Annotated in this window: 13 protein-coding genes; 4 read left to right on the top strand and 9 right to left on the bottom strand. The window is 64.8% G+C overall.

Going from position 1 to position 11,758, the window contains the following annotated elements; translation table 11 throughout:
• Nucleotides 1–4: 4 nt before the first annotated feature.
• On the bottom strand, nucleotides 5–907 hold the full coding sequence (gluQRS, locus tag GRB80_RS15055; protein ID WP_161424088.1) for a tRNA glutamyl-Q(34) synthetase GluQRS: 903 nt from the start codon (nucleotides 905–907) through the stop codon (nucleotides 5–7).
• A gap of 84 nt (nucleotides 908–991) precedes the next feature.
• Nucleotides 992–1,429: an RNA polymerase-binding protein DksA gene (gene dksA / locus GRB80_RS15050; protein WP_132042104.1), complete on the bottom strand. Its 438-nt coding sequence runs from the start codon at nucleotides 1,427–1,429 to the stop codon at nucleotides 992–994.
• A 254-nt stretch (nucleotides 1,430–1,683) separates the two neighbouring features.
• On the opposite strand from dksA, the gene GRB80_RS15045 reads away from it, so the two are divergent.
• Both GRB80_RS15045 and sfsA read left to right on the top strand, forming a co-directional pair.
• Nucleotides 1,684–2,844 carry a pyridoxal phosphate-dependent aminotransferase gene (locus GRB80_RS15045; protein ID WP_132042103.1) on the top strand — a complete coding sequence of 387 codons (1,161 nt, stop codon included), beginning with the start codon at nucleotides 1,684–1,686 and terminating at the stop codon, nucleotides 2,842–2,844.
• A gap of 9 nt (nucleotides 2,845–2,853) precedes the next feature.
• A complete protein-coding gene (gene sfsA / locus GRB80_RS15040; protein WP_202597238.1) occupies nucleotides 2,854–3,612 on the top strand; it encodes a DNA/RNA nuclease SfsA in 759 nt (252 codons plus the stop codon).
• Nucleotides 3,613–3,642: 30 nt separating this feature from the next.
• On the opposite strand, the gene GRB80_RS15035 is transcribed toward sfsA, so the two are convergent.
• The 6 genes from GRB80_RS15035 to GRB80_RS15010 form a co-directional block, all read right to left on the bottom strand.
• A complete protein-coding gene (locus GRB80_RS15035; protein WP_132042102.1) occupies nucleotides 3,643–4,113 on the bottom strand; it encodes a DUF4426 domain-containing protein in 471 nt (156 codons plus the stop codon).
• A gap of 41 nt (nucleotides 4,114–4,154) precedes the next feature.
• Complete coding sequence (metW, locus tag GRB80_RS15030) at nucleotides 4,155–4,751, bottom strand: methionine biosynthesis protein MetW (RefSeq protein ID WP_132042101.1); 597 nt, start codon at nucleotides 4,749–4,751, stop codon at nucleotides 4,155–4,157.
• A complete protein-coding gene (gene metX, locus GRB80_RS15025; RefSeq protein ID WP_161424087.1) occupies nucleotides 4,748–5,905 on the bottom strand; it encodes a homoserine O-succinyltransferase MetX in 1,158 nt (385 codons plus the stop codon). The genes metW and metX overlap by 4 nt, the downstream gene beginning before the upstream one ends.
• Nucleotides 5,906–5,947: 42 nt before the next feature.
• Nucleotides 5,948–6,541 carry a YggT family protein gene (locus GRB80_RS15020; RefSeq protein WP_132042099.1) on the bottom strand — a complete coding sequence of 198 codons (594 nt, stop codon included), beginning with the start codon at nucleotides 6,539–6,541 and terminating at the stop codon, nucleotides 5,948–5,950.
• A gap of 55 nt (nucleotides 6,542–6,596) precedes the next feature.
• Nucleotides 6,597–7,421, bottom strand: a complete 825-nt coding sequence (gene proC, locus GRB80_RS15015) for a pyrroline-5-carboxylate reductase (protein WP_132042098.1) — start codon at nucleotides 7,419–7,421, stop codon at nucleotides 6,597–6,599.
• Between the two features lie 74 nt (nucleotides 7,422–7,495).
• Entirely contained in the window at nucleotides 7,496–8,203 is a 708-nt protein-coding gene (locus tag GRB80_RS15010; protein WP_161424086.1) for a YggS family pyridoxal phosphate-dependent enzyme, read from the bottom strand.
• An 80-nt stretch (nucleotides 8,204–8,283) separates the two neighbouring features.
• Between GRB80_RS15010 and GRB80_RS15005 the strand changes: the two genes are divergently transcribed.
• The gene (locus tag GRB80_RS15005) at nucleotides 8,284–9,312 is read left to right on the top strand and encodes a type IV pilus twitching motility protein PilT (protein ID WP_132042096.1); all 1,029 of its coding nucleotides are present in this window, start codon (nucleotides 8,284–8,286) and stop codon (nucleotides 9,310–9,312) included.
• Between the two features lie 50 nt (nucleotides 9,313–9,362).
• Complete coding sequence (locus tag GRB80_RS15000; RefSeq protein WP_132042095.1) at nucleotides 9,363–10,508, top strand: PilT/PilU family type 4a pilus ATPase; 1,146 nt, start codon at nucleotides 9,363–9,365, stop codon at nucleotides 10,506–10,508.
• Nucleotides 10,509–10,527: 19 nt separating this feature from the next.
• Here GRB80_RS15000 and GRB80_RS14995 read toward each other — a convergent pair whose 3' ends face one another.
• Entirely contained in the window at nucleotides 10,528–11,667 is a 1,140-nt protein-coding gene (locus GRB80_RS14995; RefSeq protein WP_161424085.1) for an anhydro-N-acetylmuramic acid kinase, read from the bottom strand.
• Nucleotides 11,668–11,758 lie beyond the last annotated feature (91 nt).

The raw sequence follows: 11,758 nt of genomic DNA, 5'->3' as shown, positions 1-11,758 counted from the left end.
TCCATCACGACGCCGTGACCCGATTGTTGGCGAGAGGCCGTTCAGCCTGGGGATGAATGCGTGCCACCGACCAGGCCTCAACGGCCCAGGCGAGCTGCTCGCTCACGGGTGCGGTGGCAAGCGTCTCCGGGGGCGCCTGGTCGAGCGCCTTCAGGGCGGCATGCAGCAGCGGGCGTACCGCGGCGTCCCGGGTGGGCAGCGCCGGGGCGAGGTTCTGCTTGGAAAGTTTCTGGCCACCTTCACCGATGATCAGCGGCAGATGCAGGTAGCTCGGCGTGGCGGCACCCAGGGCGTGCTGCAGCTGGCGCTGCCAGGGGGTGTTGTCGAGCAGGTCGAAACCGCGTACGACGTTATTGATGCCCTGGCCGGCATCATCCACCACCACGGCGAGCTGGTAGGCCCACAGGCCATCCTTGCGCTTGAGTACCACGTCGCCGAGTCGAGCCGGGTCGAAGCGCTGTTCGCCAAACAGTCGATCCTGCCATACCACCGGGCGCAGCCCCCGGTCGCTGCGTAGTCGCCATGCCACCGGCTTGTCGGGCTCACGGACGCCATGGCGGCACCAGCCGGGATAGACGGGGTGGTCACGCCACTGCTTGCGTGAGCAGCTGCAGGGATAGGCGAGGCCCTGATCGGTCAAGCGTTCGAGGGCGGCCTGGTAGGCGTCATTGCGGGCGTGCTGCCAGAGTACGGGTCCATCCCACTGCAGTCCAAAGGCCTCCAGCTGGCGCTGGATCTCGTCGGCGGCACCGGCCGGGCAGCGTGGCGGGTCGATATCCTCGATGCGCAACAGCCACTCGCCGCCGGCCTGCCGAGCATCCAGGAAGCTGCCCAGGGCCGCAATCAGTGAGCCGAAGTGCAGTGGTCCTGAAGGGGTGGGGGCGAAGCGTCCGCGGTAGAGGCTCATGCAGGTTTCCAGGCGTCAGATGCGCAGACGGGCACCCTGGGGTGCCCGTCATGAAGGATCAGCCACAGCACCGGCATGGCCGGATCAGCCGCCCAGCTGCTTTTCCTTGAGCTCGGCCAGCGTCTTGCAGTCCACGCACAAGGTGGCCGTGGGACGGGCTTCCAGCCGGCGAATGCCGATCTCGACGCCGCAGGCCTCGCAGAAGCCATAGTCGTCCTCGTCGATCATGTCGAGCGTCTCGTTGATCTTCTTGAGCAGCTTGCGTTCGCGGTCCCGGGTGCGCAGCTCCAGGCTGAAGCCCTCCTCCTGGGTGGCGCGATCGGCCGGATCGGCGTAGTTGTTCGCCTCCTCCTGCAGATGGCGCACGGTGCGGTCCACCTCTTCCATGAGATCCTGTTTCCAGCCCAGCAGGATCTGTCGGAAATGCTCCAGCTGCTTCTCGTTCATGTACTCCTCACCCGCCGCCGGTTCGTAGGGGGTGAACTTCTCGGGAGCTTCCGTTTTCTTGTCGGCTACTGGCATGGTGCTGCCTCCTGGCATGGTGCTGCCTCGTTACTGGTGTGACTGCTGATCGATACTCGCCGCCTGGCAAGATATCTCACGCCAAAGGCATGCTTGTTTAGCCGATAAACCCCATCTTTGCAAGCTCGGCTGGGCATATGACTGCGATCTTGCCACCAAAGTCGCTACACTAGGCCCTCAGTGACACCACTCTTTGACCGTGCCGTGGGAGGATTGACTCCCTGGCATGGTGGCCCAACGACAGGAGTCTTGCCATGGCCTGGAGCCCCCGAATCGACCAGGTCGCCCCCTTTCGGGTGATGAGCCTGCTGGAAACTGCCCAGGCCCGTGAGGCGGCCGGCCATGATGTGATCCATCTGGAGGTTGGCGAGCCGGACTTCCCGACCCCCGAGCCGGTGGTCGCCGCTGGCCAGGCCGCCCTGGCGGCGGGCCACACCCGCTACACGCCGGCGGCTGGGATACCAGCCCTGCGCGAGGCGATTGCCGGCCACTACGCGGACCATTTCGATGCCGAGGTGGACCCGCGACGCATTCTGGTCACCCCCGGCGCTTCTGGTGCGCTGCTGCTGGCCAGCCAGCTGCTGGCCGGGCCCGGTGACCGGGTGTTGATGGCCGATCCCAACTATCCCTGCAACCGTCACTTCATGGCCCTGGCCGGGGCCGAGGTGGATGTTGTGCCGGTCGGGCCGGAGAGTGGCTGGCAGCTGGATGCCGGGCTGGTCGAGCCCCACTGGCGGGAGACAACGCGGTTGGCGATGCTGGCGACGCCCTCCAACCCTACCGGTCATATGCTGGATGCTGGCCAATTGGCCGCGGTGGCCGAGGTCGTGGCCGGACGCGGCGGTCATCTGCTGGTAGACGAGATCTATCAGGGGCTCTGCTATGACCTCGAGCCCCTCTCGGTGGCCTCGATCACTCCGGATGCCTTCGTGGTCAACAGCTTTTCCAAGTACTTCGGCATGACCGGCTGGCGCCTGGGGTGGCTGCTGGCGCCCGAGGAGGCAGTCGAGCCGCTGACGCGGCTGGCCCAGAACGTCTTCCTGGCCGCCCCCACTCCGGCCCAGCATGCCGCCCTGGCCGCCTTTACGTCCGACTGTCGTGCCATTCTCGAGGAACGCCGAGTCGAGCTGGGACGCCGCCGGGATGCGTTGTTGGCCGGACTTTCGCGGCTCGGCCTCGCCCCCTCGCTGCCGCCCCAGGGGGCCTTCTACCTGTGGCTGGATATTTCCCGCTACAGCCACGATAGTCAGACCTTCTGCCAGCGTCTGCTGGAGGAGGAGAACGTCGCCATCACGCCGGGAGTCGACTTCGCCGTGCAGGGCGGCGAGCGGCATGTGCGGATTGCCTTTACCACCGGCGTCGAACGCCTGGAGGAGGCGGTGGGCCGCCTAGAACGTTTCCTGGCACGCCAGTAGATGGTGAGCATGGCGTATCCCGAGCTGATGCCAGGCGTGCTGCTGCGCCGCTACAAGCGTTTCCTGGCCGATGTGCTTCTCGACGATGGCCGCGAGGTGGTGGCTCACTGCCCCAATACCGGCTCCATGCGAGCGGTGAATGTTCCGGGTTGCCGGGTATGGCTATCGCCCAGCGACAACCCGAAACGCAAGCTGGCCTGGACCTGGGAGCTGATCGAGCTGCCTCAGCCCGATGGCAGCCTGGCGATGGCCTCGGTGCAGACCGGGCGGGCCAACCGTATCGTCGAGGGGGCGCTGCGTGCCGGGCGGATCCCGATGCTCGCCGGGTATGCCGAATTGCGGCGCGAGGTTGCGGTTGCCACTCAGATGGAGAAGGCTTCGCGAATCGACTTCCGGCTCGACGACCCCGAGCGTGGCACGGCCTTCGTGGAGGTCAAGCAGGTGACGCTGAGGGAGCCTGATGGGCACGGCTACTTTCCGGATGCGGTGAGCGAGCGGGGCAGAAAGCACCTGGAGGCACTGATGGCCCTGGCGCAGGCGGGGCAGCGTGCGGTATTGCTGTTCTGCGTGGCCCATGAGGGCATTCCCGACGTGGCCCCCGCCGAGCACCTTGATCCCGCCTATGCGGCTGCCCTGCGCGAGGCGGCGGCAAACGGCGTTGAGGTGCTGGCATGGCGCTGCCGCGTGCAGCGACGTGACGGGAGGCCGGTCGATATCCATCTGGATCTCGAACTGCCGGTGGCACTCGAGCGCCGCTTTAGCGGCTGAGATGCGGCGGCGGACGCCGCATCTCGGTCGCTAACGGTCGATATAGAAGCGCTGGATAAACTGCACCTGGGCTGGTTCGGCGTTGCGATCGTGGAACACCTCCAGATCGAAGCGCATCGGCGCCCCGTCGTCGATACGGAACACCGCCACCTGGGAGGGGGAGTCGCCGATGCGCAAGGTGCGGAAGCTCAGCGGCCTGCCGTCGTCATTCTCGCCGATGCCGCCAACCCGCCCATCGACCCTGGCGGGCACGTTGCGGGTGGTGCCGTCCTCACGCTCCTCGAGCACGCTGACGTTGAGCAGCGCCAGCGCAGGACTACGCTGGATCTGGTGTTCACGCGCCACCGCCTCGGGCAGGAAACTGGTGCTCACCGCGCTGTAGTGAATCTGGACGTCGCCTATCTGCTCGAACTGCTGGGCGGCGGCAGTGCCGGTCAGCATTGCCAGAGTGCCCGCGAGCAGGGCAGGCAGGATGCCCCGCGTCATGCATTGACTTCTCATGCGCTTATTCCCCTTGCCGTCATTCACTGGACCCCTCCGAGTCAGCCGCGGGCGACCCGGAAGATGGCGATCTCGCCGAACAGGTTGGGCCATAGCCGCGAGGTCCAGTGCCCCTCGTGGTCGCCGATACCCACTGCTCGGTCGACGATGATCAGACCCTTGTCGCGACAGAGTTGTTCAAAGTCGTTGAAGGTCGAGAGGTGAATGTTGGGCGTGTCGTACCAGGCGTGAGGCAGCGACTTGGAGACCGGCATGTAGCCGCGGATGCCCAGATGGACCCGGTGGCGCCAGTAGGCGAAGTTGGGGAAGGTGATGATCGCCTCCCCGGCCACCCGCAGCATCTCGTCGAGGGCGAGGTCGGGACGGCGAAGGGCCTGCAGGGCCTGGGTCATTACCACCAGGTCACAGGCGCCATCATCGAAGTTGGCCAGCCCGTCATCGAGATTCTGCTCGATGACATTGACGCCCTTGGCGATGCAGGCGGTGATGCCTTCGGGGTCGATCTCCAGGCCGTAGCCGGTCACCCCCTTGTTGCGTGCCAGGGCCGCCAGCAGGGTGCCATCTCCGCAGGCCAGGTCGAGGATATGGGCGTCGGTCGGCACCCACTCATGGATCAGCTTGAGGTCCGGGCGATTCATGGGCGTTCCTCCAGCCCCAGGTCCCGAGCCACCCGCGACATGAAGGCAGCAAATACCGCCTGGTAGCGGGGCTCGGGCATCAGGAAGGCGTCGTGGCCGTGACTCGATTCGATGTTGGCGTAGCTGACTGGCTTGCCGGCACGGATCAGGGCATCGACCAGCTCCTTGGAGCGCGAGGGTGGGAAGCGCCAGTCGGTGGTGAAGCTGGTTACCAGGAAGGGGCAGCGGGCCGGGGCGAGGGCGCGGGCCAGGTCACCGCCATGAGCCGCCGCCGGGTCGAAGTAGTCCAGCGCCTTGGTCATCAGCAGGTAGGTGTTGGCGTCGAAGGAGGTGGAGAAGGTATCGCCCTGGTAGCGCAGGTAGGACTCGACCTGAAACTCGACGTCGTAGCCGAAGTTGAAGTCATGGCTACGCAGGTCGCGGCCGAACTTGTGGCCCATGGCATCTTCCGAGAGGTAGGTGATATGCCCCACCATGCGTGCCAGCTTGAGTCCGCGTCTTGGTATCGCCGAATGCTCGGCGTACCAGCCGTCATGGAACTCGGGATCGGAGCGAATGGCCTGGCGCGCCACCTCGTTGAAGGCAATGTTCTGGGCCGAGAGCTTGGGCGTGGCGGCGATGACCGCGGCGCTGCCGACGCGCTCGGGGTAGCTCAGGGTCCACTGCAGTGCCTGCATCCCGCCCAGGCTACCGCCGATGACCGCGGCGAAGCGCGTGATTCCCAGGCGGTCGGCCAGGCGGGCCTGACTATGTACCCAGTCGCCCACGGTCACCATGGGGAACTCCGGACCCCACAGGCGACCCGTCGCCAGATTGATGCTGTTGGGGCCGGTGCTGCCGTGGCAGCCGCCCAGGTTGTTGAGCGAGACCACGAAGAAACGCTCGGTATCGATGGATTTGCCGGGGCCGATGTGTGCATCCCACCAGCCCGGCTTGCGTTCCTCGGCGTCGTGGTAGCCGGCGGCGTGGTGATGGCCGGAGAGCGCATGACAGATCAGCACGGCGTTGGAGCGCTCGGCGTTGAGGGTGCCGTAGGTCTCGTAGACGAGGTCGTAGGCCGGCAGTGTCATGCCGCAGGCCAGATCCAGGGGGTCGTCGAAGTGCGCCGTCTGAGGCGACACCAGGCCGACCGAGTCGCGTGCGATCTCGGGCATTGGTCCTTCCAAGTCCAGTCGTTGCAGGATTCGCTGTTGTCGTCAGAGGCCTACCAGGGCCCCGGCGATCCCGGCGGCGCGGGTTAGTGAGGCCACCACGATACCATCGATCAGGCTGATGGCGATGAAGACGAAGATCGGTGACAGGTCGATCATGCCCAGCGGCGGTATCACCTTGCGCACCGGCGCCATGATCGGCTCGAGCAGCTGCATCACCAGCAGGGCCCCCGGGTGGCTGGCGTTGGGCGCCACCCAGCTGAGGATGATCATCACGATCAGGGCGAAAAAGTAGATCTTGAGAATGGCGTTGGCCAGTGCCGCCACGGCGCCGATGGCCACCCCGGCGATGGATGGCATGCCGAACCCGGCGATCTGCAGGATAAGCACGATGCCGACCGCCTTGATCACCAGACCGCAGGCCAGGGTGGCCAGGTCGAAGCGGCCCATCACCGGCCCCAGGAAGCTCTGGAAGGGGCGCACCGCCGGTTGGGTGACCTTGACCACCGACTGGCTGATGGGGTTGAAGTAGTCGGCCCGAGATGCCTGCAGCAGAAAGCGCAGCATCAACAGGAAGATGTAGATATTGATCAGGGTGTTGACCAGCATCAGGCCGGCGTTGCCCAGTTGGCTGCCCATATGGGCTCTCCTCAGAATTGGCTTGAAGTTATGTAGCGTGTTGGTACGCCGTCGCTCAGTTCTTGTCGAGTTCTTTGGCCATCTCGCGGGCGCGAGCCGAACAGGCGTCCATGGCCTCGGCCAGGGTGTTGCGCAGGCCGGCCTGCTCCAGGTGCTCGATGGCTCGCTCGGTGGTGCCACCGGGGGACATCACGTTGCGCTTGAGCTCGGCCGGCGTCTTGTCGCTGGCCATGGCCATCTTCGCCGCACCAAAGGCGGTCTGCATCGCCAGTCGGCGAGCGGTCTCGGCGGGAAGCCCCTGACGGATGCCGGCTTCCTCCATGGCCTCGAACATCAGGAAGAAGTAGGCGGGCGCGCTGCCGGAGACGGCGGTGACGGCGTCCAGCAGTGCCTCATCGTCTACCCACTCCACCAGCCCCACGGCCTCCACCAGCTCGCTGGCCTGTTTCCGTTGCGTCTCGTCGACCCTGGCATTGGCGTAGAGCCCGGCGGCACCGGCGCCAACCAGCGAGGGCGTGTTGGGCATGCAGCGTACCAGCGGCAGGTCACCGCCCAGCCAGCGCTCGAGGGTCGCGGCGGGCAGACCGGCGGCGACCGAGACGATCAGCGGCCGACGCGCCTGAATGGCCTCGCGCAGCCCCTCGCAAACTTGATGCATGATCTGTGGCTTGACCGCCAGCACCACCACGTCGGCATCGCTCACCGCCGCGGCGTTGTCGGTGGCGGTATTGATGCCGAGGCGCTCACGTAGAGGAGACAGCATGGCGTCATCGGGAGAAGTGGCGGTGATATCGCCGGCGCTGTAGCCGCTATCGATCATGCCGCCGATGATGGCGCCGGCCATGTTGCCGGCGCCGATAAAGGTGACTCGGTTTGCCATGGGGAGGTCCTGTGCTATTCGGGGTGGTGTGCTATTTGAGATGGGTGGCCGCCACCGGCGACCGCTGCATTGGGTCACTCATGTCGTTGTCTTGCTCCGAAGATGGCGGTGCCCAGGCGTACCAGGGTGGCACCCTCCATCACGGCGGCTTCCAGATCGTCGCTCATGCCCATGGAGAGGGTATCCAGTGGTGCCTCGGGGAATCGCTCACGGAGCTCTTCAAGGGCCTCGCGTAGCCGAGCCAGGGGGGCACGCTGGGCCTCCAGACCCTTGCTCGGTGCGGGGATCGCCATCAGCCCGCGAAGACGGAGTCGCGGCATGCTCAGCACCGCCTCGGCCAGTGCGGGCAACTCGGCGAGACTCATTCCTGACTTGGAAGCTTCTGTGCTGATATTGACCTGCAGGCAGATGTTCAACGGGTCGAGTGACGCGGGGCGCTGATCGTTCAGGCGCCGGGCAACCTTCTGGCGGTCTACGCTATGGACCCAGGAAAAACGCTCGGCTACCTCTCGACTCTTGTTGGATTGCAGCGGGCCGATGAAATGCCACACGATATCCTCGAGATCGGTCAACTCGTCCTGTTTGTTCAGTGCCTCCTGGACGTAGTTCTCGCCGAAGTCACGCTGTCCCAGGTGCCATGCCTCACGAATCATCGCGGCGGGTTTGGTCTTGCTTACTGCCAGCAGGCGGGCATCGGCCATCGGACGGCCGGCCGCACTCAGGGCTTCGGCCAGGCGCTGCCGGGCAGCGGCAAGGGATTCGGAGACTGTCGGCTCGGTCATGTCTCAAGCTCTGTCATACTGGACCTCACGCATATTTGACCCCACAACAAGACGCACCATATCGGGAGCAGGGAAAACGCATGGATATTACCGAACTGCTGGCGTTCTCGGCAAAGCAGAACGCCTCGGACCTCCACCTGTCGGCTGGGCTGCCGCCGATGATTCGTGTGGATGGCGACATCCGTCGACTCAACGTGCCGGCCATGGAAGATCGTGAAGTTCGCAAACTGATCTACGACATCATGGCGGATCGTCAGCGTCGCGACTACGAGGAGTACTTCGAGACCGACTTCTCCTTCGAGGTGCCGGGGATTTCGCGCTTCCGTGTCAACGTCTTCAACCAGGCCCGTGGCGCGGGGGCGGTGTTCCGTACCATTCCCACCGAGGTGCTGACTTTCGAGGATCTCGGGATGGGTCAGACATTCCGACAACTCTCCATGCTGCCACGCGGCCTGGTGCTGGTCACCGGCCCCACCGGCTCGGGCAAGAGCACTACCCTGGCGGCGATGATCGACTACATCAACGATCATCGCTACGAGCATATCCTCACCATCGAGGATCCGGTGGAGTTCGTCCACCGCAGCAAGCGTTGCCTGGTCAACCAGCGCGAGGTACACCGTGATACTCTCGGCTTTGCCCCGGCGCTGCGCAGTGCACTGCGTGAGGATCCGGACATCATCCTGGTCGGCGAGCTGCGTGATCTTGAGACCATTCGCCTGGCACTGACCGCAGCCGAGACCGGACACCTGGTGTTCGGCACCCTGCATACCACTTCCGCGGCCAAGACCATCGACCGGATCATCGATGTCTTTCCCGGTGACGAGAAGTCGATGGTGCGCTCGATGCTCTCGGAGTCGCTGCAGGCGGTGGTCTCTCAGGCGTTGCTCAAGCGCATGGGCGGTGGTCGGGTGGCGGCCCATGAGATCCTGATTGCCACCTCGGCGGTGCGCAACCTGATTCGCGAGGACAAGGTGGCACAGATTTATTCGGCCATCCAGACTGGTGGCAATCTGGGGATGCAGACCCTCGATGCTTCCATGGCCAAGCTGGTGGCGGATAACGTAGTAGCGCGTGACGAAGCCCAGGCCAAGGCCAAGGGCATCATCTGAGCGGGCGATGAACAGAAGAAAATAACTATAAAGCGACAAGGAGTGTGGATATGACGGCTCAAGAGTGGCTAAACCAGCTGCTGGATATCATGGTGAAAAAGGATGCCTCGGATCTGCTGATCTCGGTGGGGGCGCCCCCCAACCTCAAGATGGCTGGGCGGCTGACTCCTCTGGGCGAGCAACAGCTCAGTATTCAGCAGGTCAACGAGCTGGTCAGTGCCACCATTCCGGAGTCGATGCAGGCCCGTTTCGCGACCGAGCGCGAGGCCAATTTCGCCATTAGTTTCGAGGGCAAGGGGCGCTTTCGAGTCAGCGCCTTTCAGCAGCGTAACCAGAAGGCGATGGTGATCCGGCGCATCGGCTTCGATATACCCCATCTGGAGGAGCTGTCACTGCCCACCACGCTTGGAGAGCTGGTCAACAACAAGCGAGGCCTGGTGTTCGTGGTAGGGGGGACCGGCACCGGCAAGTCGACAACCCTGGCATCGATGATTCAGCAGCGCAACGAGACGCTGGGTGGACATATCATCAGCGTCGAGGATCCCATCGAGTATGTGCACCCACACAAGAAGGCGATCATCAACCAGCGCGAAGTGGGTATCGACACCGAGTCCTTCGAGGTGGCATTGAAGAACACCCTGCGCCAGGCGCCGGATGTGATCCTGATCGGCGAGGTGCGTAGCCGCGAGACCATGGAGCATGCTTTGACCTTTGCCGAAACCGGCCACCTCTGTCTGGCCACCCTGCACGCCAACAATGCCAACCAGGCACTCGATCGCATCATCAACTTCTTTCCCATCGAGCGCCATGCCCAGATATGGCTCGACCTGTCGCTCAATCTGCGTGCCATCGTCGCTCAGCAGCTGATGCCTACTCAGGATGGCGGTCGCTGCCCGGCCATCGAGATCATGCTCAACTCGCCGTTGATCGGGGACCTAGTGCGCAAGGGGGAGGTCTCCGAGATCAAGAACATCATGGCTCGTTCACGGGACCTCGGCATGCAGACCTTCGATCAGGCACTCTATGACCTCTACACGGCGGGCAGGATTTCCGAGGAGGTGGCCATGGTGCACGCCGACTCGCCCAATGATCTACGCATGATGATCAAGTTTGGCGGTGGTACCGGCAGCAAGGGGATCGATCAGGCCAAGGAAGCTGCCGGATCACTCTCGCTGCGCAGCGAGGATGACTTCTGAGACGTCGGATGGGTCATCCCTAAGGGGCAAAGACACCGCCCAATACGCGAGGGCCGGCGGCCCCGGTTACGCTGGGCAGGTTGCCAGGCAGGCCCGCCAGGCGTCGCCAGGCCAGCCAGGCGAAGGCGCCGGCTTCCATCCAGTCGGCAGGCCAGCCCCACTCGGCGCTATCGCCAAGGGGCGTGTCGGGGAGGCGGCGTGCCAGCCGGCTCAGCAGATCATGATTATGGGCACCGCCGCCGCAGGGGATCAGCAGCGCCGGCGGCGGGGCATCGAGGCGCTCCCGGGCCATCTCCACGGCCAGGGCGACACTCGTCGCCGTCAGCTCTGCCAGCGTTGCCTGCACATCCTCGGGTCGCTCCCTGCCATTCAGATGTTCTGCCAGCCAGTCGAGATGGAACAGTTCGCGGCCGGTGCTGCGTGGCGGTGGCAGGTGAAAGAAGGGCTCTGCCAGCAGGGCTGCCAGCAGTGTCTCGTCGACTCGGCCGGAGCCTGCCCAGGCGCCGTCGGAGTCGAAGGCGCCGCCGCGATGGCGTACGTGCCAGGCGTCCAGCAGGACGTTGGCCGGCCCCGAGTCGAATCCCAGCGGCGCACGAGTGTGCGCCACGGGTGGTAGCAGCGTCAGGTTGGCGAAGCCCCCCAGGTTAAGCACCAGTCGCCACTCGTCAGGAGCCCGGAACAGCGCCTGGTGAAAGGCTGGCGCGAGGGGAGCGGCCTGGCCACCGGCCGCCAGATCTCGGCGACGGAAGTCAGCCACCACCGCGATGCCGGTAAGCTCGGCTAGCCGGCTGGGATTGTCGAGCTGCAGGGTGTAGGCGGGGCCGCCATCATGGCCCTGAGGCGCGTGTTCGATGGTCTGGCCATGACTACCGATGGCTTCCACTCTCTCGATCGGCACATGGCTGGCGGTTAATAGTGCGGCCACGGCGTCTGCCTGAAGCCTGCAGAAGGCTTCCTCCGCCGCCGCAAGCTCGGCGAAGCCTACATGGTCGGCATGACAGAGCTGCCATAACCGCGCACGCAGCCGAGCCGGCATCGGTTCGGCGTGGCTGGCCAGCAGCCTGGGCCGGCCGCCCGTCGGCTCGTCGTCGATCTCCACCAGGGCGGCATCTACGCCATCCAGGCTGGTGCCGGACATCAGGCCGATATAAAGAGTCATGGCGGTCCCTCGGGCAATATGGTGTCAGCGCGACGCATCGACACATGCTACCATTCTGCCCCATTCGATATGGCCCCGAGCGGCCGAGCAA

Origin of the sequence: Halomonas icarae, from assembly GCF_009901955.1 — a bacterium.
GTDB lineage: Bacteria > Pseudomonadota > Gammaproteobacteria > Pseudomonadales > Halomonadaceae > Halomonas > Halomonas icarae.
The sequence above is the reverse complement of the archived record's forward strand: the minus strand, read 5'-3'. Positions and strand labels throughout refer to the sequence as shown.